We start from the raw sequence: 23,405 nt of genomic DNA on the forward strand, positions 1-23,405 counted from the left end.
ACGGTCACAGGCCGGGTGGCATGGTGGTGTCGGCGTCGGGGCGGGTCAGCGCGGTGATCCGGTCGGCGGCCTGGGGCCAGCCGGCGATCAGCGCGTCCCGCTGGCCGCCCTCGAAAAGTCCACTGTGGAATCCCGGCGCCATGGTGTTGCCGAACAGCGCGAAGCTGCCGCCCGGGGCCAGGGCCGCGCCCATCCAGTGCCCCGCCGGCACCACGAACTGGGGGTGCTGGCCGCCGAGCACGTCCGGTCCGAGTCGGACGGTGCTGTGGCCGCCGCCGGGGTGCAGCAGCAGGAGGTCGATGGGGTCGCCCAGGTAGAAGTGCCAGACCTCGTCAACGGACAGCCGGTGCAGCGCGGAGAACGAGTCGGGCTCGGCGGTGAGCGCGCCGTAGGTGGCGGTGCCGGCCGGCGTGGGACTCTGGTCGCTGCGCCAGGTCTGCCGGAACAGGCCGCCCTCAACCGGCAGCGGCGTCAGCCCCAGTGCGGCGATGATCGCCTCGGCCTCGGGGGTCACGGCTGGTCCGCCGAGGTGGACGCGGCGAAGTCGGTGAGTTCCTCGCGGATGCGGGCCTTGGTGGCCGGGTCGGCGTAGCACGCGGCGAGCGCGGTGTGCTGTGCGGCCAGCAGGCGCTCGGTGGTGAAGCCGTGCAGCCGGTGCGCGACGAGCAGTTCGGTGGTGAGCGTGGTCTGGAAGTAGGCCGGGTCGTCGGTGTTGAGGGTGACCGGCACGCCCGCGTCGGCTAGGTGGGCCAGGGGGTGTTCGGCCACGCTGGGCACCAGCTTGAGGCAGGCGTTGGAGGTGGGCGCCACTTCCAACGGGATGTCGTGCGCCACCAGGTGGTCGAGCAGGGCGGGGTCGTCCAGGCTGCGGATGCCGTGGCCGATCCGGTTGGCGCGCAACGCCCGCAGCGCGCCCCACACGCTGGCCGCGCCCACGGTCTCACCGGCGTGCGGCAGCGAGGCCAGCCCGGCCGCGCGGGCCCTGGCGAACGACGAGGTGAACAGCTCGGGCGGGTAGCCGTCCTCGACCCCGCCGAGGCCGAGCCCGACCACGCCGTCGGGCGCGGTCGGCCCGAGCAGGTAGTCGACCGTCCACTCCGAACCCGGGTCCTCGCTCTCCCGGGAGATGTCGCAGACCCAGGCCAGGTCCACGCCGTGCTCGGCGCGGGCGCGGCGCCGGCCCTCGTTGAGCCCGTCCCGGTACTCGGCCATGTCGATGCCGCGCCGGTGGTGGTTGCCCGGGGTGGTGGTGACCTCGGCGTAGCGCACGTTCTGCTCGGCCAGTTCGGCGGCCAGTGCGACGGTGGCGTCGGTGAAGTCCTCGGCGGTGCGCAGCGTGGCGAGCCCGGCGAGGAACAGCCTGACGAAGTCGTTGAAGTCGTTGAACTGGTACAGCGCGGTCAGCGCCGCGGGCGAGTCCGCGCCCAGCTCGACACCGTTGCGCTGGGCCAGCTGGAACAGGGTGGCCGGGCGCAGCGAGCCCTCCAGGTGCAGGTGCAGCTCGACCTTGGGCAGCCGGGCCAGCCACGGCGTGATGTCGTCCGTCTGATCAACCACTTGTACTGTCTACCATACAACTTGGCGGCCGAACAGCCGTGACACCGCGCGGGCTGGGCCGAAAGTCGTAGCCGGCTGTGGCGCGGCCAGCCCAAGCCCGCGAACGCGATGTTTTGCCGGGCCGGCACGGGGAAATGCCCGGTGGGAACCGGATCTCCCCGAGGATTCCAGGAGCATGCGATGAACGTCGCCACGACCGTCCTGGTCGTCGTCGTCGCGGTGCTGGTCGTGCTCGCGCTGGTCGCGCTGCTGGCCCGGCCGCTGGCGCGCCGACGGCACCTGCGCGCCACGTTCGGCCCGGAGTACGACCGGACCGTGCGCACCAGCCCGAACCGCCGGGCCGCCGAACAAGAGCTGGCCGAGCGGGAACGCCGGCACGCCGAGCTGACCCTGCGCCCGCTGTCGCCCTCGGCCAGGGACAACTACCGGCGCAGCTGGATGCGGGCCCAGGAGCAGTTCGTCGACCAGCCCGCCTACGCGGTGACCGAGGCCGACCGGCTGCTGACCGCGCTGCTGGCCGACCGCGGCTACCCCGTGCACGGCTACGAGCAGCGGCTGGCCTACCTGTCCGTGGAGCACGCCAACACGCTGGACCGCTACCGCAGCGCGCACGACATCACCGTGCGGCACAGCCAGGGCAACGCGTCCACAGAGGACCTGCGCACCGCGATGGTGCACTACCGCGCGCTGTTCGACGAGCTGCTCGACGCCAGCGAGCAACCCGGCGGTGAACAGCACGACCACCAGCGGCACGACCAGCAGCCGCCGGCCGGGCAACTGCCCGGCCACCCGGTGCCGACCCAGGCCACCCGGGAGCGCTTCAGCGGCGACCTCCGGCCGTCCCCGGACCGGGCGCGAGCAGGAAGGAATGCCTGACATGCAGCCGAACCACCCGCGCGGCGGCACGGACGCGCCCCGCCACGCCACCACCGAATCCGCGGTCAACGGCACCCGGCTGACCACCGAGCAGCCCGCGGTGCACAACACCCCGGTCGGCGGCCCGACCGGCGAGGACCCGACCGCCAGGGGCCCGAACACCGCGGGCCCGAACACCGCGGGCCCGGCCGGCACGGGCTCGACCACCGCGCTGGCCCGACCCACCACCGGTCAGGCCGCCGGCCCGCCCCGGATGGCGCTCAACGACGACGCGGCCACCACCCCCACCCCGCTGCACACCGGCCGCGACCGGGCCAACCCCAACCTGTTCGGCGAGGACGAGCTGGACAAGTTCCGCTCCCGCTGGCAACGGCTGCAGGCGTCCTTCGTGGACGATCCGAAGCGCGCGGTGCGGGACGCCGACGAGCTGGTCGCCGACGTGATGCAGGCGCTGGCCGCGACCTTCGCCAAGCACAAGTCCACCCTGGAGGACCAGTGGCGGGAGTCCGACCAGGCGCGCACCGAGGACCTGCGCCTGGTGTTGCAGGACTACCGCACGTTCTTCCAGCGCCTGCTGGGCGTCACGCACTGACCCGGCACGGCGGAACTCACGTGACCGGGACCAGCACCCGGAAGACCGCGCCGGTCCCGCCGTCGGCCGCGTGCAGCTCGATGCGGCCCCGGTGCGCCTCCAGGATCGCCGCGCTGATCGCCAGGCCGAGGCCGGCGCCGCCGCGCTGCCGGGAGCGGGCCGGATCGGCCCGGTAGAACCGGTCGAACACGTGCGGCGCCTGGTCGGCCGGCACTCCCGGCCCCTGGTCCCCCACCTCGATCACACCGACGGGCACCGCTGGCGGCAGCACCGCCCCCGCTGCCGCCAGCACCCGGCCCGCCTCCGCGCCGCTGCGCCCGGCGCGCACCCGCACCGCCACGGGCGTGCCCGCCGGGGTGTGCGTGAGCGCGTTGTTCACCAGGTTGGTCACCACCTGCCGCAGCCGGTACTCGTCGCCGATCACCCGCACCGGCTCGGGCTGGGCGTCCAGGGTGATCGCCCGGTCGGGCTCGCGCACCCGGGCGTCCTGCACCACCTCGGCGGCCAGCGTGGTCAGGTCGAGGTCGACCAGGTCCAGCGCGCGCTCCTCGTCCATCCTGGCCAGCAGCAGCAGGTCCTCGACCAGCCGGCTCATCCGCATGGCCTCGCTCTCGATCCGGCCGAGCAGCCGGTCCACGTCCGCCCGGTCCGGGGCGCCGCCCCTGCGGTACAGCTCGGCGAAGCCCCGGATCGAGGTGAGCGGGGTGCGCAGCTCGTGCGAGGCGTCCGCGACGAACCGGCGCAGCCGTTCCTCGGAGCGCTGGCGCGCCCGCAGTGCCGTGCTCAACCGACCCAGCATGGTGTTCAGCGCCACGCCCAGCCGGCCGGCCTCGGTGCTCGGGTCGGTGTCCGGCACCCGGCGGTCCAGTTCCCCGGCGGCGATCTGCTCGGCGGTGTGCTCGATCCGGGTCAACGGGCGCAGGCCGACCCGCACCAGCCCGTGGGCGACCGCGCCGAGCAGCACCAGCACCAGCACGCCGACCCCGGCCTCGATGACGAACAGCTGGCGCACCGTGGCCTCGGTGTTGGCCAGCGACAACGCCACCACGGCCACGTTGCCGTCCGGCAGGGAGAACACGTCCACCCGCCAGGAGGCACCGCCCGCCTGGTCGGCCACGGTGACCGGGTCGGCCGGGCCGCGCAGGAACGCCCCGATGTCCACAGCGGACAGATCAGGGCCGCCCATCTCGCCCTGCTCCCGGCCCAGCGAGCCGATCGGGATGCGGTCGCGGTTGACCACGACCACCCGGAACTCGGTGGGCAGGCTGTCGCCGCGCATGTCCGAGGCCGGGGCCCTGGGCAGCGCCGGCCCCGGCCTCGGTCGCTTCAGGTCGTCGACGAACTGGGTGAGCTGCGCGTCCACCCTGCTCATCAGCGACCGCTGGATCAGCAGACCGCTGGCCAGCGTGAACGCGGTCAACGCGCCGGTGGCCAGCACCAGCAGGGCGGCCACCAGGCGGGCCCGCAGCGTCCATTTGGCCCTGGCCGGCCCGGCCGGGGCGGTGCCGGTCTCCGGCGCGTCCGGGTCGCCGCTGACCGACGGCCCGACGGCCTGCGCACTGGTCAGCATCAGCCCAGCCCGCGCCGGTCCGCCGCGCCGTCCCTGGGCATCCGCAGCGAGTAGCCGACGCCCCGCACGGTGTGGATCAGCGGTGGCGCCACGCAGTCGATCTTGCGGCGCAGGTAGCTGATGTAGGACTCGACGATCCGGCTGTCCCCGCCGAAGTCGTAGTTCCACACCCGGTCCAGGATCTGCGGCTTGCTGACCACCTTCTCGGCGTTGATCAGCAGGTAGCGCAGCAGGTTGAACTCGGTCGGGGACAGCCGCACGGCGCGGCCGGCGCGGCGCACCTCGTGGGCGTCCTCGTCCAGCTCCAGGTCGGCGTAGCGCAGCACGCTGTCCTCGGCCTGGCCACCGAGCACGGGCTGGCTGCGCCGCAGGATCGCGCGCAGCCGCAGCACCAGTTCCTCCAGGCTGAACGGTTTGGTGACGTAGTCGTCGCCGCCCGCGGTCAGGCCGGCGATGCGGTCCTCGACCGCGTCCCGCGCGGTGAGGAACAGCACCGGCACCAGGCCGTGGCTGGCGCGCAGCACGCGGGCCAGCTCGAAGCCGTCGTAGTCGGGCAGCATCACGTCCAGCACCACGATGTCCGGGCGGTCGGCCCTGGCCAGCGCCAGCGCCTCCGCCCCGGTGGCCGCGGCGCGGACGTCGAACCCGCTCAGCCGCAGCGCCGCGGACAGCAGTTCGAGGATGTTCGGCTCGTCGTCGACCACCAGCACGGTGGCCGGGGAATGAGGTGTGGGGACCGGCACGGCTGCTGAGCCTGGCGGACGAACCTGGGAGTTTGCTGGGAGGACGCTGAGAACCAGCACACCGGTGGGTGAACCGGGTGACGCAGGACACGGTGGCGTGCGTGAAGGGCGGGGTGGGCCGCGGGCAAGTAGAGGGGTGACGAGGATGACCGCGAAATCAGCGAGGCCCAGCCCGCACCCACCCCCGGTGGATGGTCTGGACCTGTCGGGGCCGGATCCGAGGTCGGTGTTCGGGCGGCTCTTCGACGAGCACGCGCCGTCGTTGCACGGCTACCTGGCTCGCCGGGTCGGCGACCAGGTCGCCGACGACCTGGTGTCCGAGACGTTCCTGGTGGCGTTGCAGCAGCGGCACACCTACGACTCGACCCGGGCCGGGGTGCGGCCGTGGCTGTACGGGATCGCCAGCAATCTGCTGCGTCGGCACGTGCGGCAGGAGGTTCGGGGCTGGCGGGCCAGGGCCCGACTGCTGGGCGCGGACCAGGTGCAGACGGAGTCGCACGAGGGACGCACGACCGATCGGGTCTCGGCGCAGCAGCGGGTCAGGCAGTTGGCCGGGGCGCTGGCCGCGCTGGAGCCCGGGGACCGGGACGTGCTGCTGCTGACCTCCTGGGGTCACCTGAGTTCGACGGAGGTGGCCCAGGCCCTGGGCATCCCCGTCGGCACCGTCCACTCGCGACTGCACCGGGTGCGCCGGTGGTTGCAGTCACACAGCTCTGTTACGACCAGCGGAATGGAGGACGGCGATGCGTGAGGGGGATCGGGCCGAGGTGCGGCACGTGTGGACCGCGGACGAACTCGACCACGCGCTGACCGGACTGTACATGGAGATCAAGCCTGATCAACGCGGTCTGGCCGGGGTGCGGGAGAAGCTGATGGCGGCGGTGGACGCCCAGCCCCAGCCGCTGCTGAGCACGGTGGCGGACAGCACTGGGAAGAACAGCACAGGAGAAAGCCGCCCAGCGGAAAGCGGCCCAGGGGAAAGCAGTACGGAGGAAAGCCGCCCGGAGGAAAGCAGCACGGTGGAGACCGGCACAGCAGACACGGGCACGGTGCGGACCGGCGTGGTAGAGACCGGGGTGGGCGCACGTCGACGGCGGCCGGTGCGCCGCTGGCTGGCCGCGGCGGCCGCGGTCGCGGTGCTGACGACCGGGGGTGTGCTGGCCCAGACGGTGTTGTTCTCCTCCAGCTCCGCCACCGCCCAGGCGCAGGAGGCGTTGACCAGCGCCGCCGATGTCGCCGCGCGCGCCAAGGACCCGGTGCTGGCCGACGGCCAGTACCGCTACGTGGCCACCCATGCCTGGTGGATGAAGGGCGTGGGCGCGCAGAACCAGAACTTCTCCTTCCTCAACGAGAACCTGATCGAGACCTGGATTCCCGCCGACCCGAGCGGCGAGTGGCTGCAACGGCGCAGCGAGACCGGCAACCGCAAGTGGGTCAAGGGCACCGAGGCCGAGGCCCGCGCGGCCGGGGTGGTGATCGAGGAGTCGCCGTGGCCGGAGCAGCGCGCCAAGGGGGGCGAGTTCAGCGGGAACCTCCCCGAGCACGGCAACTGGCAGTTCCCCAGGCCGGAGTTCGTCGCCAGCCTGCCCACCGACCCCGAGCAGTTGTACGAGCGGCTGCGTGCGGACAGCGGTGGCGGTAAGCACGCCCTGGTCTACGCCGCGGACGCGTTGCGCACCGGTCTGCTGCCCGCCCCGGCCCGCGCGAACCTGCTGCGGGCGTTGACCTACCTGCCCGGGCTGGACGTCGTCGACGGCGCCGCCGACCTCGACGGCCACCGGGGCGTGGCACTGGGCGTCTCCGAGGGCGGCGAGCGTCAGGAGATCATCCTGAACCCCGGCACCGGCGAGCTGATCGGGGAGCGCGAGGTGTCCGACACGTTCTTCGCCGGCATCCCCAAGGGCTCACTCATCAGCTACTCCGCCATCACCACCGCGGTGGTCGACCACATCGGCGACAAGCCCGCCAGCTGATCCGAACCGTTCTGGTGGTGGGTGCGACAACAAGCCCCACCACCAGAACACCGTCGGTCGGTTGCCCGCGCGAGTGGTCGAGCCGTGGTCAGGCCCGGCACTCGTACAGCGTCTGCACGCCGCCGCCGGGGCCGACCCGCACCGGACCGCCCTGGGACTGCTGTTGCCGCTGCTGGTCGACGGGCGTGCCGCCGTAGGCGGCCGGGTCGACCGCGGTGCAGTGCTGCTGGATCCACTGGGTGCGCTGCTCGGCCATCCCGGTGTCCCCACCGGCGCCCCGGCCCTGCCCGGCCCGACCGTCCTGAGTGGACTGGTTGGCCCCGTTGGCCTGGCCGCCGTCCTGTGGTGGCTGCCCCTGGTCGGGTTCACCGGACCGCGTGCCGGCGCCGGGACCCGGCTGGTCCTGCCCGCCGCTGCCCAGCACGTACTTCAGCCGACCGTCCCGGACCCACTGGTCGAGCTGGTCCACGGTGGGTGCCTCGTCCCGGCTGCTGAACCCGCCCATGCCGATGACGGTCTCGTCGGTGTTGATGATCCACGCGGACGCGCCCGCGGCCCCGTTGTCGATGGCCAGCTTGATCTCGGCGTCGCCGGCGTTCCTGGTGACGTAGTCGAGGATCTTGCGCTGCTCGTCGGTCAGGCTCGACTCACCGCCACCACCGATCATCACCCGCCTCGGCTGCTCCTGGCTGTTCTGCTGCTGGCCGTTCTGCTGCTGGCCGGGCGGGTTGTCCCGGCCGCCGTCGCGCCGGCCGTCGCCGTCCATCACGTAGCCGGTGCCACCGGGAGCGCCACCGGCCCGCGCGCCCGGGCCGCCCTGCCCGCCCGGACCGGTGTTCGGGCCGGCCAGCGGGTTGGCGCCGCCCATGTTGCCGCTGGCCCCCAGCGCGGTCGCGGTCGACCACACGCCCGGCGCCAGCAGCGCGGTGACCAGTCCCAGCACCGTGCCCGCCCGCGCCAGACCGCCACCGGCCAGCCGGGCCCGCCCGAGCCGGGCCACCAGCAGCCCGGCCACGGCGAGCACGCCGATCACCGCGACGGCGTAACGCAGCCAGCCGTGCCAGGAGGTGTCCCGGGAGACCAGCACCCACGCCCACGCCGCGGTGAGCGCCACCCCCAGCGGCAGCACCACCCAGCCGTACCCGGTGGGCGCGCGGAAGTCCCGCCACAGCCGCACCAGCCCGGCGCCGGTCAGCGCCGCGATCGCCGGTGCGAGCATCGTCGTGTAGTAGGGGTGGAAGATGCCCTGGGCGAAGCTGAACACCGCGCCGGTCAGCAGCAGCCAGCCGCCCCACAGCACCCAGCCGCCGCGCTGCGGCCGGTCCGCGGGCAGCCGCTCCTGCCAGCGGAACATGCCGGCCACCGTCACCGCGACCAGCACCAGCAGCGCCAACGGCAGCAGCCAGCTGATCTGGCCGCCCACCACGTCGTTGAACATCCGGCCGATGCCGGACTCACCGCCGAACCCGCCGCCGCCTCCGCCGGGACCGGCCACGATCATCCCCGGCTCGTTCTGGCCCGCGCCCGGCGGCGGTCCGCTGCCGTCGCCGAAGAACTGCGTCCCGCCGCCGCCACCGCCGCCCTGGCCGAACACCCGGCCCAACCCGTTGTAGCCGATGACCAGGTCCCAGGCGGAGCCGTCGGTGCTGCCGCCGATGAACGGCTTGGGCGAGGGCCACAGGTCGACCAGCGCCACCCACCACAGTGACGCCACCCCCGCCACCACCGCGGCCCCACCCAGGTCGGCCAGCCGGCGCGGCACCGGGCGGGGGCTGGCCACGACGTAGGCCAGGGCGAACACCGGCAGCACGATCCACGCCTGCATCATCTTGGTGACGAACCCGCAGCCGATGAAGAACGCGCTGAGCAGCAGCCAGCGGGTGGCACTGCCCGCGCCGGCCGCCGGTTCCACCGACCTGGTGAACGCGTAGGCGGCGGCGACCAGCAGCAGCACCAGCAGGGTGTCCGGGTTGTTGTCCCGGTTGATGGCCACCGTGATCGGGGTGAGCGCGAGCACCAGGGCCGCGATCAGCGCGGCGTGCTCGCCCGCCCACCGGCGCACCGTGCGGTGCAGCAGGAACACCGCGGCCACACCCTCGACCGCCTGGGGCAGCAGCACCGACCAGCCGTGGTAGCCGAAGATCCAGGTGGAGATCACCTGCGGCCACAGCGCCATCGGCGGCTTGTCCACGGTGATCACGCCGGCCGGGTCGAACGCGCCGAACAGGAAGTTGGTGAGGCTGCGCGACATCGACTTCACAGCCGCGGTGTAGTAGGTGTTGGCCCACCCGATCGAGCTGAGCGACCAGCAGTAGAGCACGGCGGCCAGCACGCAGGTGGCGGCCAGCGCCCAGGGCTGCCAGCGCCGCCCGGTCGGCCGCCGCCCAGGGCCAGCTCCCTCCACTGTGGACGGCGCGTCGGGTGTGTCCGGAGTGCCCGGGATGTCCGGGGCGCCCGGCGTCGGCTCCGGGGTGGGGCTGGCGGGTTCCGGCCCCGTCCGCTGCGCGGCGGAAGTCATTCCGTTCCCTTCTCGTCGTTGTCCGCGGACCTGTCGCTCGCGGACCCGTTGTCCGCTGGCGGGTTGTCCGCGGGTGGGTTGCTCGCTGGCGGGTTGCTCGCGATCTGCCCGGCACGGGCCGCCGGCCTCCGGTCCGCGCGGAACACCCAGGTGCGCAGCAGCAGGAACCGCCCTGCCGTGCCCAGCACCGAGGCGACCAGCAGCACCGCCAGTTCGGTGCCCCGGGTGGCGGTGGGCGCGAACTGGTGCAGCGCCAGCAGCGCCACCGAGGTGAGCGCGTAGTAGAGCGCGAAGACCACCGCGCCCTGCAGGTGCACCCGACCGGACGGGCCGCGCGCGCCGGTGAAGGTGAACCTGCGGTTGGCCTCGGTGTTGAGCAGCGTGGTCGCGGTCAGCGCGAGCAGGTTGGCCAGCAGTGGGCCGCACCAGGTGCGCAGCACCGCGTACAGCACCAGGGTGGCCACTGTGGACAGTGCGCCGATGACACCGAAGGACAGCAGCTGCCAGAGCAGCCCGGTGTCGCGCCTGGCCACCACCGCGTCCGGGTGCAGCGGCCGGGGCTCGGGCCGGTGCGGCAGGCCGCTCACCCTGGCCGCGCCGGTCGCCTTGGCCCTGGCCACCCGGACCAGTCCGCGGATGTCGTCCAGTGCCGTCTTGGCCACGTGCACCCGGCTGTCCACGTCCTCCACCCAGTCCACCGGCACCTCGTGCACGCGCAGTCCGTTGTGCTCGGCGAGCAGCAGCAGTTCGGTGTCGAAGAACCACGCGTCGTCGCGCACGTGGTCGAGCAGCGGCCGGATCACCTCGGTGCGCGCCGCCTTGAACCCGCACTGCGCGTCGGAGAAGCCGGCGCCGTGGGTGAGCCGGATCAACGCGTTGTAGCAGCGGGAGATCACCTCCCGCCGTGGTCCGCGCACCGTGCGCGCTCCCCTGGCCAGCCGCGATCCGATGGCGATGTCGGAGTGCCCGTTCACCAGCGGCGCGACCAGTGGCAGCAGCGCGTCCAGGTCGGTGGACAGGTCCACGTCCATGTACACCACGACGTCGGCGTCGCTCCACGACCACGCCGTGCGCAGCGCCAGGCCCCGCCCCTTGCGGTCCAGGTGCAGCACGCGCACCCCGTCGAGCTGCTCGGCCACCTCGGCCGCGACCCGCCTGGTGTCGTCCGTGCTGGCGTTGTCCACCACGGTGATCGTCCAGTGCAGGGGGAAGCGCTGGCTGAGGTAGTCGTGCAGCACCCGCAGGCACCCCGGCAGCGCGCGCTCCTCGTTGTGGACGGGGATCACCACGTCCACCGTTGCCGTCCACACCGGTGACCGCGCCCGCCCCGTGCCCTGTTCGGCTGGAACCCGTGGCTGCTCCGGCGCTGCCGCACCACCCATCCCGATCACCTGTCCGCTGCTCGCTCACCGACGCCGCGGTCGCGGCCCGTTGCTCACAGGTATGCCGGGCGCATGTGCGAGCAGCCTGAACACAACCTCAAAGATCGCTGGGAACCCGGGCACCAGCCGATCGAACCGGACACAGTGGACAGGCCGGTGCGGTGGCTCGGCGACCGGCGTCGCCGGCCTCGACGGCAACAGGCTTAATCGGATGACGCCGGACGCGGCCGGCTGCTTGGCTGCACGCCGTGGAAACGATCCGCTTCACCCGCGAACAGGCCGACCAGCTCGCTGGTTTCCTGACCGGCGAGCAGTGGCCCTTTCACAGCACCGTTGTGCAGCGGCCCCGGGTGCTCCGCCAGGTCGCCGAAGGACACTGGGACGGCCCGTCCGCGCGGACGTTCTGGTTGCGGGAAGCCGGAAACCCCGTTGGGGTGGTGCGGTTGTTCGACCTGGACGACGGAACACCGCTGTTCGACCTGCGCGTCGCGGGGGCGTGGCGGGGTCGCGGCATCGGCTCGGCCGCGGTGCGCTGGTTGACCCGGTACCTGTTCACCGAGTTGCCCGAGATCAACCGGATCGAGGCGACCACCAGGCACGACAACCACGCCATGCGCGCGGTGTTGCGCCGCAACGGATACGTCAAGGAGGCGCACTACCGGCAGGCCTGGCCCGACCAGCACGGCGCACCGCACGACGGGGTCGGCTACGCCGTGCTGCGACGCGACTGGCTGACCGGTGCCACCACACCCGTGCGCTGGTCGGACGAGGGGTGCGGCGGCACCGGATCTCGGCCAGCTACCTCCCGTCAGGCGAACTGGCCGGGCTGGTAGTCACCGGCCGGCTGCTGGATGATGACGTTCACCCGGTTGAAGGTGTTCATGATGGCGATCAGTGACACCAGGGCGACGAGCTGGTCCTCGTCGTAGTGCTTGGCGGCGTTCGCCCACACCTCGTCCGGGACGCCACCGGCCGCGTCGGCGATGCGGGTGCCCTCCTCGGCCAGCTCCAGCGCGGCGCGCTCGGCCTCGGTGAAGACCGTGGCCTCCCGCCAGACCGCCACCAGGTTGAGGCGTTCCCAGGACTCCCCGGCCGCCACGGCGTCCTTGCCGTGCATGTCGACGCAGAAGCCGCAGCCGTTGATCTGGCTGACCCGCAGCCGCACCAGTTCCTGCGTCGCGGCCGGCAGCGTCGACTCCTCGGTCGCCCTGGCCGCCGAGATGACGTGCTTGAGGAACTTGCCCCCGATCGGGTTGCCGAAGACGTTCACGCGAGCTTCCATGCCGGGCTCCTCTGCCGTTGCCGTTGCCTACACATCCCTGACGAATCCGCCCGAGGCGATGTGACCCGATGTGGCGTGCGTCTCCCCCGGCCGGGCTGAAGCAGCGGACAGGGCTTTGTCGAGTTCCACGCGCACGATCCCGGCGACGCCGGACTGATCACCCACCTGCCGCGCGCGCTGCCGGCCCGGCCGCGCGGCCAGACACCACCGCGGCCGTCCACTGCGGACTCAGGTGGTCGGGCGGTGCCGGCCCGACCGGTGGGCTCACCGGCCCGCGCTGAACTGGTACTCCGAGCGCAGCCCGTCCTGGTCGGCCACCACGTTCTGCACCACGACCAGCTTCTCCTGGGCGTCGGCGCCGCGCTGCTCGGAGTACGGCGCGGTGGGCGGGCCGAAGTCGATGCGCCCGGTCACGCCGGTGAACGCGTTGTCCCCGGTGGTCTGGCGCAGGGTGTCGCGCAGCAGCCGGCGGTCGTGGATGTCGCCCTTGACCGCCTCCACCCGGCTGACCGCGTCCAGCACCACCCACACCGCGTCGTAGGACAGCATGATGTGGCCGTTGGACGGTGAGCGGAACGTCCTGCCCGCACCGGCCGCGCGCATCTGCTCGTAGTCGTTGAAGTAGCGGTCGACCCCGGCCGGCAGCGGCGAGTCCGGTCGCATCCGCAGCCAGCCCTGCCGGTCCGCGCCGAAGGTGGTGAAGAACAGCCGCCCGTCGACGAACTCGGCGCGCGACCGCAGGTCGGCGTAGTTGGCCGTCTCCAACTGGGACAGGTCGTCCGCGCCGAGCACCAGGGTGCGCTGGCCGCAGCTGCTGCGGCTCAGCTCGTCCAGCAGGGTGGGCACCTCGTTGGTGCGTCCGGTGTAGATCAGCAGCGGGTCGGCGCGGTTGGCGTCGGCGTCCTGGCACATCCGCGCGATGTTCTGGCCCAGCGAGGTGGCGGTGTTGTTGGTGTCGGCCTCGTAGTCGCGGCTCTGCGCGGGTGAGAGCGGACTGTTCCCGCCGTAGTGCGCGGCCTGGATGGCCCGCTCGTAGTTGATCTTCAGGTCGCTGCTGTAGTTGTCCCTCGGGTCGGCGAACAGGTACGGCCGGCGGTTGGCGAACCTGGGGTCGCGCAACGCGAACTCGATGGCCACCTGGGTCTGCCGCTCGTTGGTCGGCGCGGTCCGGAAGAACGCGGGCTTGCCGGTGAACCCGGTCCCGGAGGGGACCGAGCCGACCACGGGGATGCCCTGCCACTCCCCCTCGGGCTTGCCGAGCAGTTCCGCGGCGACCAGGGTCTCCTCCCTGGTCTGGCCCATGCCGGTGACCGCGACCACGGTGGGGTCGCGCTCGGCCAACTCCTGGATGCGCGCGGCGGTTTCCTCGGCGTACACGGAGTTGCCGCCGAAGTTGGCCGGGATCACCCGCAGCAGCGGGTTGCGCGGCAGCAGGCTGGAGGATCCCCCGTCCGGACCGGCGAAGCGGTTCCAGTCGCGCTGGGTCAGGTAGGCGCCGCGCAGCTCGTTCACCCCGGCGGACAGGTCCCGCTTGGGCGGTTCGTCCGCCGAGCTGAGCATGGTGGCCACCACGATGGTCACGTAGGACCGGCCGCCCGGGGAGTTGTGCTCGGCGAGCACCTGCTCGTTCTGCTCCTGGATCAGCCGGGTCAGCTGCTCCACCTCGTAGTCGTCGCCGGAGAGCTTGGTCTCGCCGTAGGCGAACAGACCGCCGGTGTCGGCGAGCCCCACGCACTGGCCGTGGTCCACTTTGGACAGCGTGAAGCTGTCGTCCCACAGCGTCGAGGCCACCGCGCCGACGTTGAGCACGCCGAACCGGTCGCAGTGCTGGCTGGTGTGGTTGGCGTAGACGAGCACGTAGCCGGCCAGCAGCACGACCACCAGGCCGGCCGCGGTCTTGCGGATGGTGTTGCGGCGCGGCCACACCCTCGGGTAGGCCAGGCTGACCCCGGCCCGGCAGTACTTGGGCAGCTGCGGCGCGGGCCCGGCCGGGGTGTTGTCCTCGGCCGCGTGCAGCAGCCGCCGGTACTCGCCCAGCCACGCGGTCACCGCCGGGATGGCCTCCTCGCCCAGCTCCCGGAAGCCGCGCACCACGTCGTCGTAGCGCGCGGGGGTGCGGCGGCGCGCGCTGGTGCAGGACCGCAGCCACCACAGCGCGCGCACCAGCGCGGCCACGTGCGTGGCGTTCGCCCTCGTCGTCGACTGCCGCACCACCCGGCCGAGCAGGTGGACCAGCCGGGACTCGGCCACGGCCGGGGTTTTCGGCGGCATGGGCGCCTCGGTGATCGCGATCAGCGTCTCCACCCACTCGGTCTTGCCGGCCCCGATGCGCGGCGCGAGCCGGGTGGCGACCTCCTGCACCTCCTCCAGGGCCAGGGCGTGGTAGAGCATGTCCTCGAAGCGGCCCTGCTCGGCGTAGTAGTGGTGCAGCCGGGTGTGCACCTCGTGGTACGACGGCCGGGTGCCAGCCGGCCGCGTCTGCAACTGCTTGGCCAGCAGGTCGCGCAGCAGCGGGTGCAGCACGACGGTGCTGCCGTCGCCGACCCGGCTGGCGAAGCTGTAGCGGCACAGTCGCGCCCAGATCTTGGTGGCCTGTTCCTGCGGCACCAGTGCCTCGATGGTGGCCACGTCCAGCCGGCGCGGCGCGGCCAGCACCGCGAGCAGTTCCCTGGTCAGCGTCCGCTCGGCCACGCCGTGCTCGTCCACCCCGCGCTCGCCCACGCCCCGGAACCGTTGCAGGAACTTGAACAGCAGGAACTCACCGATGGTCTCCCCCGGCCGCACACCCGGCTCGTTGTACGGCGCCGGCTCGTCGAAGACCGTCCGCACCGAGGGGATCAGCCGGTCCCTGCGGTACACGTTGTCCACGCTCTGCGCGGTCAGCCGGACCGCGAGCGGGTGCCCCCTGGTCACCTCGTACAGCTCGTTGACCACGATCTCGGCCTGGCCGGTGCCGCCCCTGCGCTGGTTCCACTCGGCCAGGAACCGCCGCACCTGGTTGAGGTCGAACGGCCGCAGCCGCACCGGCAGGTACGCGGCCTCGACCGAGGCGGTGGGCCCGGCCGCCAGGAACCGCTGCTGCCAGTTGGCGTACCACGCCCTGGCCGCGTCGTCCGGGGTGGGCTCGCCGCGCTCGGGCCCGGCGGCAGCGGTGGACGTCGGGATCTCCTCGATGTCGGGCTGGCCCTGTTTGGTGGCGATGACCAGCAGCGGCACGTCCGGGGAGCGCAGCTTGGCCTCGGCGAGCAGTTCGAGGAAGTCGGTGGGCGGGACCTCCCACTCCGGCCGGTCCGGCGGGTAGATGTGGTAGTCGTCGCGGCCCAGCAGGTCGGCGCCGTCCAGCAGCAGCAGGCAGTTGACCTTGCGGTAGCGCCGCCACCGGTAGGCCGCCCTGATGTCGGCCACGAACGCCGACACCAGCAGCCGGTCCACCCGCTCCACGTCGCGCTGCTCGGTGCTGCCCAGCAGGTGCCACATGTGCACCAGCACCGAGTCGACCCGGGTGCCCTTGGGCTGCAACAGCTGCTCGCCGGCCGTGGTCTCGTACCAGCGCAGGGCCGCGGCCAGGGCGGGACCGGCCAGCAGCCAGCGCAGCGGGGTGGGGGTCAGCGCGGCCAGCGTCACCATCCAGCCGACCACCCGGCTGAACAGCTTGCCGATCAGCGCGGGCGGCGCGGCCGGCGGCGCCAGCGCCGCGACCCCGTCGGCCACCGACGACACCGCCTCGGCCACGGTGGGCAGCCCCACCATCCGCCCGGCGATCAGCGCGCGGGCCCGCTTGTGCGGGTCGTCCAGGTCGTCCGGGGTGCCGGCCGCGTCGAGCACCCGCTTGGCCAGGGTGTAGCGGGGCAGCCGCAGGGTGCCGAACTGGGGGTGGGAGTAGGAGCGGAACTGCCCGGCCACCGCGTCCAGGATGTCCCGGCACGACTTGGACCCGCTCTCGTCCAGGTTGACCTTGGCGACCGGCATCTCGTGGTAGCGCCGCTCCACGTGGTCGAGCAGGGTGGTCTTGCCGCTGCCGCCCGCCCCGAAGGCCACCACCACCGGCAGCGGCGTGCGGCGCCGGTGCACCAGCAGCTCGAACAGCGCCGCGATCTCGTCCCGGCCGACCAGGCCGACCTCCGGTTCCAACGCCATGTTCCCCCCGTGCGCGACTCGACCCCCACCACCCAGAGCAACTACTCTGCGTGATTACCACGGTACGCGCCGGGCATGGAGAAACCGCCAAAACCACCTAACGGCTTGATCGCGGTGGTGTACCCCCACCTGACAACCTGCGGACTCCCATCATGTGGGCGGCCTGGACCAGCACCCGGGCAGCCGACCTACCGTGGAACCACGCGCGCGAGCGCGTTGACCGGACCGGACGCACGGTCGTCCACGTCACGGAAGGTAGCCAGCACCACCATGTCCAGCACCCGCACGTCCAGCCCGGGCGCGTCCAGCCCAGGCGCGTCCAGCCCAGGCGCGTCCAGCCCAGGCGCGTCCAGCACCGCCGCCGCCAACGGCGACACACCCCGCGCCACCACCCGGCGCACCCCGCCCGCCACCCCGCTGGGCAGACCGCAGTGGCTGGTGCTCGCAATCGCCGTGCTGGTCGGCGTGGCACTGGTGGTCGCCGTGGTCGCGGTCGCCGGCGCCCAGCTCGGCGTGCTGACCGGTCTCGGCCTGGCCCTGGGGCTGGCGCTGTTCCACTCCCGGTTCGGCTTCACCTCGGCCTGGCGGCAGCTGGTGTCGGTCGGCCAGACCTCGGGCCTGCGCGCGCACCTGCTGATGCTCGGCGTGGCCTCGGTGCTGTTCGCCCCGATCCTGGCCGGCGGGGCCGGCCTGTTCGACACCACGCCCAGGGCCAGCGTCAGCCCGATCGGCGTCGGCCTGCTGGTGGGCGCGCTGCTGTTCGGCATCGGCATGCAGCTGGGCGGGGCGTGCGCATCGGGCACCCTGTTCGCGCTGGGCGGCGGCAGCACCCTGATGCTGGTGACGCTGTTCTTCTTCATCGCCGGGTCCGTGCTCGGCGCGGCCCACTGGGGCTTCTGGACCTCGGACGCGCTCACCTGGGGGCCGGTGTCCCTCGCGACGTCCACCGGCCTGGGCTACGGCGGCGCGCTCGTGCTGCAACTGGCCGTGTTCGGCGCGCTGGCCTGGATCGCGGTCCGGGTGAGCCGGCGCCGCACCCCACCCCCGGCCGGTCGCCCGCCCACGGCGCGCGGCGCGCTGCGGGTGCTGCGCGGGTCGTGGCCGCTGTGGGTCGGCGCGCTGGTGCTGGCCGGGCTGAACGCGCTGGTGCTGCTGGTGCGCGGCACCCCGTGGGGCATCACCTCGGCCTTCGTGCTGTGGGGCAGCAAGGCGTTGCAGGCGCTGGGCGTGGACGTGGCCTCGTGGACCTACTGGCAGGGCGCCAACGCCGCCAGCCTGGCCAAGCCCGTGCTCGCCGACTCCACGTCCGTGCTGGACCTGGGGATCGTGGTCGGCGCACTGGTCGCCTCGGCCTCGTCCGGTGTGTTCGTCCTGGCCAAGCGACTGCCGGCACGCACCGTGCTGGCCGCGGTGCTCGGCGGCCTGCTGATGGGCTACGGCGCGCGGCTGGCCTACGGCTGCAACATCGGCGCCTACTTCAGCGGCATCGCCTCGTTCTCCCTGCACGGCTGGATCTGGGGCGCGATGGCACTGGCCGGCACCTGGATCGGCCTGAAGCTGCGCCCGCTGTTCGGCCTCGGCGTGCCCAAGCCGTCCGACTCGGTCTGCTGACCGGCCGCCCGACCACCACCCACCCGGCCGCCAACTGGGCGCGCTGCGACAACAACAGGGCGCACACCGTCAACGACAACCCGGTCGAGCAGGGCCACACTTGACGCACGGCAACGAGACCGAGTCGCTGCGCAGGGGGAGGATGCTCCGCCGGGGGGTGCCGGCGTCCCAAAGCCCACGCGGTGACGGGACGCCGGCGAGCGGTAGCGATCATGGGCAGATGAAACGGCCCGCATACCTGAACCGCTCTCTTGAGGAACTCGACGGACAGCGGTGGGGTGACCCACCGGCCGACTCCACCTACCTGATCACCACCGTGCTCCAACTCCGCCGCAAGCCGGTCGGCGAGGTGTCCACTGAGGACTTCCGAATACTCATCGGTCAACAGGTCGGCTTACCGTGGTTGGTGCCGCTGGCACTGCAACAGCTGCGGCGCGACCCGCTCGCGCAGGGCGACTTCTACCCCGGGGACCTGCTCGGGGCGGTGCTGCGGGTCAACGCCGAGTTCTGGGCCGCCAATCCCGCGCTGGCCCACCAGGTCCACGCCGTGCTCGACCTGCTGCCCGATCCGCCGAGGCCGCTGCCGGCCGACGTCGAGCGGTTCCGCGCGCAGGCGCCAACCGACCAGCGGAGTCAACGACGCGGCGCCACTGACGGCGGTCGTAGGCGTCGCGGGCGGCGGGGCTGACCTACTGGCCCAGGCTCAACCCGAACCGCCGCGATCCGGGATCTCCCGCTCGGCCCGGGCCGTCATCGCCCACGCCATCAGCCCGACGGCGATCGCCAGCACCCCGGCGATCGGCAGCAGTGGGCGCGACCGGACGGTGGTGGTGTGGACGTGCACGGCGTTGATGTGCCCCGCCTGCACAGTGGTGCCCGAGCACGACGCCACGGTGTTCGAGATGGTGCCGCCACTGCGCGGCGGCCTGTCCTCGCCTGGGCCGGTCATCCCGATCACCCGCGCCTTCCAACCCGCAACGCGCTGTCCGACAGCGTTCATGCTGCCGCACCCGGCGCCGCGGCCGACGCGAAAACCGCGACTGGGCAACGTTTCCCGGGTTGCCCGGTCGCGGGTCACCACGGCACGCCCAGGGTGCGCAGCCGGCGGGGGCCGGTGTCGCGCCGGTCGGGTGGCGGGCCCAGGGTGATCCGCGCGCTGGTCACGAACGCGCCCTGGGCCGAGGCCAGCACGGGTTCCAGGGCCAGCGAGCGCACCTCGGGCACGTCCTCGGCGAGCGCGGCCAGCCGCAGCACCAGGTCCTGCAACGCGGCCAGGTCAACGGGCTCGCCGCCGCGGTAGCCGGCCAGCAGCGGGGCGGCGCGGGGCGCGCGCACCAGGGCGGCGGCGTCGGCGTCGGTCAGCGGCACCGCCCGGTAGGCGCGGTCCCCGAGCAGGTCGCTGACCACCCCGGACAGTCCGAAGGACACCAGCGAGCCGAACGAGGGGTCGTCCTGCAGGCCGAGCACACAGGACAGCCCCTTGGGTGCCATGCGCTGCACGTAGACGGTGGGCTCGCCGGAGACGGCGCGCAGCGCGGCGTGCGCGGAGCGGACCGCGTCCGGCCCGGCCAGGTCCAGTCGCACGCCGACCAGGTCGGTGCGGTGGCGCAGCCGGCGGCTGGTGGACTTCAGCGCCACCGGGTAGCCGAGTTCCTCGGCGGCGGCCACGGCCGCGTCGGCACTGGAGACGATCTGGAACGGCACCAGCTCGATGCCGTAGCAGGCGAGCAGCCTCACGATCACCTCGTCGGTGAGTTCCCGCTCCCCGGAATCGTCCACCGTGGACAGTTCGGCGGCCACGACGGCGCGTGCGGTGGCGCGGTCGATGCCGGTGGGGCGGACGAAGCTGCCCTGCGGCGCGGACCGCCAGCGCGCGTAGTTGGTGACCCTGGCCAGCGCGGCCACCGCGCGCTCCGGGCTGGGGTAGGACGGGATCGAGCCGCGGCCGGGCGCCCCGCCCGGTCCGGGCACGGCCAGCTCGTCGGGCACGCCCTCCACCGCCAGGAAGGTGGACACGATCGGTTTGGCCGCGCCCGGCCCGGACTCGTCCACCACCTCGCGCAGCGCCCGCGCGTACGCGGTGCCCGGCACGGCCAGCGGCGGCACGAACACCACCACCAGCGCGTCCGCGTCCGGCCGGCCCAGCGCGTCCCGCACAGCCGAGGCGAACGCCTCGGGGCCGGCCTGGGAGCCCACGTCCACGGGTTCGCCGGCCAGCTCCAGGCCCTGGGCCAGCGCGGTGTCCGCGGCGAGCACGCCGATGGCCGCGGAGTTGCCGACCACCGCCACCCGGGGCCCGGCCGGCAGCGGCTGGTGGGCGAGCACCAGGGCGGTGTCGAACAGCTGCGCCAGCGACTCCACCCGGATCACGCCGGCCTGCTCGAACAGCGCCTGCACACTGGACTCGTCCACCGGCACCGAGGTGGCGGCCAGCCCGGGGCGCACGGCGTGCCGGCCGGACTTCACCGCCACGATCGGCTTGCTGCGGCCCAGCCGGCGGGCCAGCCGGGCGAACTTGCGGGGGTTGCCGAACGACTCCAGGTACAGCAGCACCACGTCGGTGTCCGGGTCGGTCTCCCAGTACTGCAGCAGGTCGTTGCCGGACACGTCGGCGCGGTTGCCGGCGGACACGAACGTGGACAGGCCGAGGCCGCGGGCGGCGGCGGTGGCCAGGATCGCGGTGCCCAGCGCGCCGGACTGGCAGAAGAACCCGGTGCGGCCCCTGGCCGGCAGCGCGGGCGCGAGCGTGGCGTTGAGCCGCACCGCCGGGTCGGTGTTGAGCACGCCCAGCGCGTTCGGGCCGACCACGCGCATGCCGTGGGCGCGGGCCTCGGCCACCATCCGGCGCTCGGCGCTGCGCCCGTCCGGGCCGGTCTCGCCGAACCCGGAGGTGACCACGACCAGCGCCTTGACCTGCTTGGCCAGGCAGGCGTCCATCACCTCGTCCACGCTGGCCGCTGGCACGGTGACCACGGCGAGGTCCACCGCGTCGGGGATGTCCAGCACCGACGGGTAGGCGCGCACCCCGCGCACCGACCGGTGCTCGGGGTTGACCGGGTAGACCGGGCCGGCGAAGTCGGCGGCCAGCAGGTGGGTCAGCACGGCGTGGCCGATCTTGGTGGGGTCGGTGGACGCGCCGATCACCGCGATGGAGGTGGGGTGCAGCAGGTTGTCCACGCTGCGCGCCTCAGCGGCCTGCTCGCGGGCCTGGGCCACCGCCACCGACTCCTCGGTGGGGTCGATGGCGAACTCCAGGTGCAGCACGCTCTCCTCGAACTCCCGCCGGATCTGGTAGCCGGCGTCCCGGAACACCCGCACCATCTGCCCGTTCTCGGCCAGCACCTCGGCGACGAACCGGCGCAGCCCGCGTTCCCTGGCGGCGGCTGCCAGGTGTTCCAGCAGGATCGAGCCGAGGCCGCGGCCCTGGTGGGCGTCGGCGACGACGAAGGCGACCTCGGCGGACGCGTCGGCCACCCGGTCGTAGCGGCCCACGGCGATGATGTCGTCGCCCAGCATGGCGACCAGGGCCACCCGGTCGTGGTGGTCCACGGTGGTGAACCGGTCCAGGTCGCGCTGGGGGATGCGCGGGTAGGGGCCGAAGTAGCGGAAGTAGCGGGTGCGCTCGGACAGCCCTCGGTGGAAGGCCACCAGCCGGTCGGCGTCGTCCGGGGTGATCGGTCGCAGGTGGACGGTGCCGCCGTCGGTGAGCACCACGTCGGCTTCCCAGTGCGCCGGGTAGTCGAACGGGTTCGGGGCGTGACCGGGGGCGCTGATGGCCTGCTCACTCGGGGACCGCGCGTCCCGCCGGTCGGTGTCACCGCCCACCAGGCCTCACTCCCTACCCCGTCACCGGTCCCGGCGCGCGCCGCCGGGATTACCGGCCCTAGTCTCGTGGATCGTCCGGGTCGAGGCCGTGCAGGGGAAAGACCGCCCTGCGGGTGTCCCGGACCGCGATGTCGACCGGCTCCTCGGCCACCCCGTCCCACGGCTGGTGGCCGGGGTCGCGGCCGTCGGTCATGGATGAGGGCAGCGGCCGGTCGCCGGCCAGCCGCACGGCGTGCGCCACCCAGTTGGCGGGCAGCGGCGTGTTCGGGTCGATGTCCCGGTCCAGCACGGTGGCCAGCAGGTGCGTCCACGACCGGGGCACCACGCGGAACAGCTCGTAGCCGCCACCGCCCAGGACCAGCCAGCGCCCGTCCGCGTGCTGCTCGGCCAGCTCGCGCAGGGCCCGGTAGGTGGCCAGGTGCCCGTCCACGGACAGGCCCAACCCGGCCATCGGGTCCTCCCGGTGGGTGTCCGCGCCGCACTGGGTGACCAGCACCTGCGGGCGGAACGCCGCCAGCAGTGAGGGCACCACCGCGTGGAACGCGCGCAGCCAGCCCTGGTCGGTGGTGCCCGGCGGCAGCGGCACGTTCACCGCGGTGCCCTCGGCCGCGCCGGTGCCCAGCTCGGTCGGCCAGCCCGTGCCCGGCCACAGGGTGAGCGGGTGCTGGTGCAGCGAGATGGTGAGCACCCGGGGATCGTCGTAGAAGGCGGCCTGCACGCCGTCGCCGTGGTGCACGTCCACGTCGACGTAGGCCACCCGGTCCACGCCGTGGTCGAGCAGCCAGGAGATGGCGATCGCGCAGTCGTTGTACACGCAGAACCCGGCCGCGTGGTCGGCCATGGCGTGGTGCAGCCCGCCGGAGATGTTGATCGCCCGCCGGGCCGCGCCCGAGGCGATCCGCTCGGCCGCCAGCAGCGAGCCGCCCACCACCAGCGCCGCCGCCTCGTGCATCCGGTCGAACACCGGGTTGTCGATGGTGCCGAGGCCGTGCCCGACGTCCCAGCCGGCGGTGGGCGCCGCGCGCACCGCGGCCAGGTACTCGGGCCGGTGCACGCGTTCGATCTCGGCGTCGGGCGCGGCCGTGGGCGACAGCGGGTGCACGCCGTCCAGCACCCCGAGCGAGCGGGCCAGCCGCATGGTCAGGTCGATGCGCACGGGATCGAACGGGTGGTCGCCACCCAGGTCGTAGGCGAGCAGGGCGTCGTCCCAGATCACTGCTGCTGGCGGTGCGGCCATGCGCCGAACCTACCGGTCGAACGCCCGCACCGGCACGGTTACCGATCGTGTTCGCGCCGGCCCGGGTCCGCGACCCGGGGTGGTTCCGCCCCCAGCCGTGAC

The 23,405-nt window shown here is 73.3% G+C and carries 18 protein-coding genes; 7 read left to right on the forward strand and 11 right to left on the reverse strand.

The window, feature by feature from the left end:
- Positions 1-4: 4 nt before the first annotated feature.
- A complete protein-coding gene (locus LX83_RS26565; RefSeq protein WP_253776133.1) occupies positions 5-514 on the reverse strand; it encodes a cupin domain-containing protein in 510 nt (169 codons plus the stop codon).
- Positions 511-1,557 (reverse strand): adenosine deaminase, encoded by a 1,047-nt coding sequence (gene add / locus LX83_RS26570; RefSeq protein WP_253776136.1) that lies wholly within the window; start codon positions 1,555-1,557, stop codon positions 511-513. The genes LX83_RS26565 and add overlap by 4 nt, the downstream gene beginning before the upstream one ends.
- 180 nt (positions 1,558-1,737) lie before the next feature.
- Here add and LX83_RS26575 point away from each other — a divergent pair, with 180 nt between their 5' ends.
- Positions 1,738-2,433 carry a hypothetical protein gene (locus LX83_RS26575; RefSeq protein ID WP_253776140.1) on the forward strand — a complete coding sequence of 232 codons (696 nt, stop codon included), beginning with the start codon at positions 1,738-1,740 and terminating at the stop codon, positions 2,431-2,433.
- The gene (locus LX83_RS26580) at positions 2,426-3,025 is read left to right on the forward strand and encodes a hypothetical protein (RefSeq protein ID WP_253776143.1); all 600 of its coding nucleotides are present in this window, start codon (positions 2,426-2,428) and stop codon (positions 3,023-3,025) included. Before LX83_RS26575 ends, LX83_RS26580 begins: the two co-directional genes overlap by 8 nt.
- A 16-nt stretch (positions 3,026-3,041) precedes the next feature.
- Here LX83_RS26580 and LX83_RS26585 read toward each other — a convergent pair whose 3' ends face one another.
- Entirely contained in the window at positions 3,042-4,595 is a 1,554-nt protein-coding gene (locus LX83_RS26585) for a sensor histidine kinase (protein ID WP_253776146.1), read from the reverse strand.
- Positions 4,595-5,338, reverse strand: a complete 744-nt coding sequence (locus tag LX83_RS26590; RefSeq protein ID WP_253776148.1) for a response regulator transcription factor — start codon at positions 5,336-5,338, stop codon at positions 4,595-4,597. The genes LX83_RS26585 and LX83_RS26590 overlap by 1 nt, the downstream gene beginning before the upstream one ends.
- A gap of 145 nt (positions 5,339-5,483) precedes the next feature.
- Between LX83_RS26590 and LX83_RS26595 the strand changes: the two genes are divergently transcribed.
- Together LX83_RS26595 and LX83_RS26600 are read left to right on the forward strand one after the other, a co-directional pair.
- Positions 5,484-6,089, forward strand: a complete 606-nt coding sequence (locus LX83_RS26595; protein WP_407649670.1) for an RNA polymerase sigma factor — start codon at positions 5,484-5,486, stop codon at positions 6,087-6,089.
- Entirely contained in the window at positions 6,082-7,311 is a 1,230-nt protein-coding gene (locus LX83_RS26600; RefSeq protein WP_253776153.1) for a CU044_5270 family protein, read from the forward strand. The genes LX83_RS26595 and LX83_RS26600 overlap by 8 nt, the downstream gene beginning before the upstream one ends.
- Positions 7,312-7,399: 88 nt before the next feature.
- Here the strand turns inward: LX83_RS26600 and LX83_RS26605 are convergent, their stop codons facing one another.
- A complete protein-coding gene (locus LX83_RS26605; protein WP_253776155.1) occupies positions 7,400-9,829 on the reverse strand; it encodes a glycosyltransferase family 39 protein in 2,430 nt (809 codons plus the stop codon).
- Positions 9,826-11,211: a bifunctional glycosyltransferase family 2/GtrA family protein gene (locus tag LX83_RS26610; protein ID WP_253776157.1), complete on the reverse strand. Its 1,386-nt coding sequence runs from the start codon at positions 11,209-11,211 to the stop codon at positions 9,826-9,828. Before LX83_RS26610 ends, LX83_RS26605 begins: the two co-directional genes overlap by 4 nt.
- Positions 11,212-11,459: 248 nt before the next feature.
- Here LX83_RS26610 and LX83_RS26615 point away from each other — a divergent pair, with 248 nt between their 5' ends.
- Positions 11,460-12,044, forward strand: coding sequence for a GNAT family N-acetyltransferase (locus tag LX83_RS26615; RefSeq protein WP_253776160.1), 585 nt, complete (start codon positions 11,460-11,462; stop codon positions 12,042-12,044).
- On the opposite strand, the gene LX83_RS26620 is transcribed toward LX83_RS26615, so the two are convergent.
- On the reverse strand, positions 12,020-12,493 hold the full coding sequence (locus tag LX83_RS26620; protein WP_253776162.1) for a carboxymuconolactone decarboxylase family protein: 474 nt from the start codon (positions 12,491-12,493) through the stop codon (positions 12,020-12,022). The genes LX83_RS26615 and LX83_RS26620 overlap by 25 nt on opposite strands.
- A gap of 264 nt (positions 12,494-12,757) precedes the next feature.
- A complete protein-coding gene (locus tag LX83_RS26625; protein WP_253776165.1) occupies positions 12,758-16,630 on the reverse strand; it encodes an ABC transporter substrate-binding protein in 3,873 nt (1,290 codons plus the stop codon).
- A gap of 270 nt (positions 16,631-16,900) precedes the next feature.
- Here LX83_RS26625 and LX83_RS26630 point away from each other — a divergent pair, with 270 nt between their 5' ends.
- Positions 16,901-18,241, forward strand: coding sequence for a YeeE/YedE family protein (locus LX83_RS26630; protein WP_253776167.1), 1,341 nt, complete (start codon positions 16,901-16,903; stop codon positions 18,239-18,241).
- A 220-nt stretch (positions 18,242-18,461) separates the two neighbouring features.
- Positions 18,462-18,929: a contact-dependent growth inhibition system immunity protein gene (locus LX83_RS26635; RefSeq protein WP_253776169.1), complete on the forward strand. Its 468-nt coding sequence runs from the start codon at positions 18,462-18,464 to the stop codon at positions 18,927-18,929.
- 15 nt (positions 18,930-18,944) lie between these two features.
- Here the strand turns inward: LX83_RS26635 and LX83_RS26640 are convergent, their stop codons facing one another.
- The 3 genes from LX83_RS26640 to LX83_RS26650 all read right to left on the reverse strand — a co-directional run bounded on the left by LX83_RS26640 (position 18,945) and on the right by LX83_RS26650 (position 23,303).
- The gene (locus LX83_RS26640; RefSeq protein WP_253776172.1) at positions 18,945-19,190 is read right to left on the reverse strand and encodes a hypothetical protein; all 246 of its coding nucleotides are present in this window, start codon (positions 19,188-19,190) and stop codon (positions 18,945-18,947) included.
- A gap of 125 nt (positions 19,191-19,315) precedes the next feature.
- A complete protein-coding gene (locus LX83_RS26645; RefSeq protein WP_253776271.1) occupies positions 19,316-22,015 on the reverse strand; it encodes a bifunctional acetate--CoA ligase family protein/GNAT family N-acetyltransferase in 2,700 nt (899 codons plus the stop codon).
- Between the two features lie 109 nt (positions 22,016-22,124).
- On the reverse strand, positions 22,125-23,303 hold the full coding sequence (locus tag LX83_RS26650; RefSeq protein ID WP_253776173.1) for an acetoin utilization protein AcuC: 1,179 nt from the start codon (positions 23,301-23,303) through the stop codon (positions 22,125-22,127).
- Between the last annotated feature and the right edge of the window lie 102 nt (positions 23,304-23,405).

The sequence above is a fragment of the Goodfellowiella coeruleoviolacea genome (assembly GCF_024171785.1).
In the GTDB taxonomy this organism is placed as follows: Bacteria; Actinomycetota; Actinomycetes; order Mycobacteriales; family Pseudonocardiaceae; genus Goodfellowiella; species Goodfellowiella coeruleoviolacea.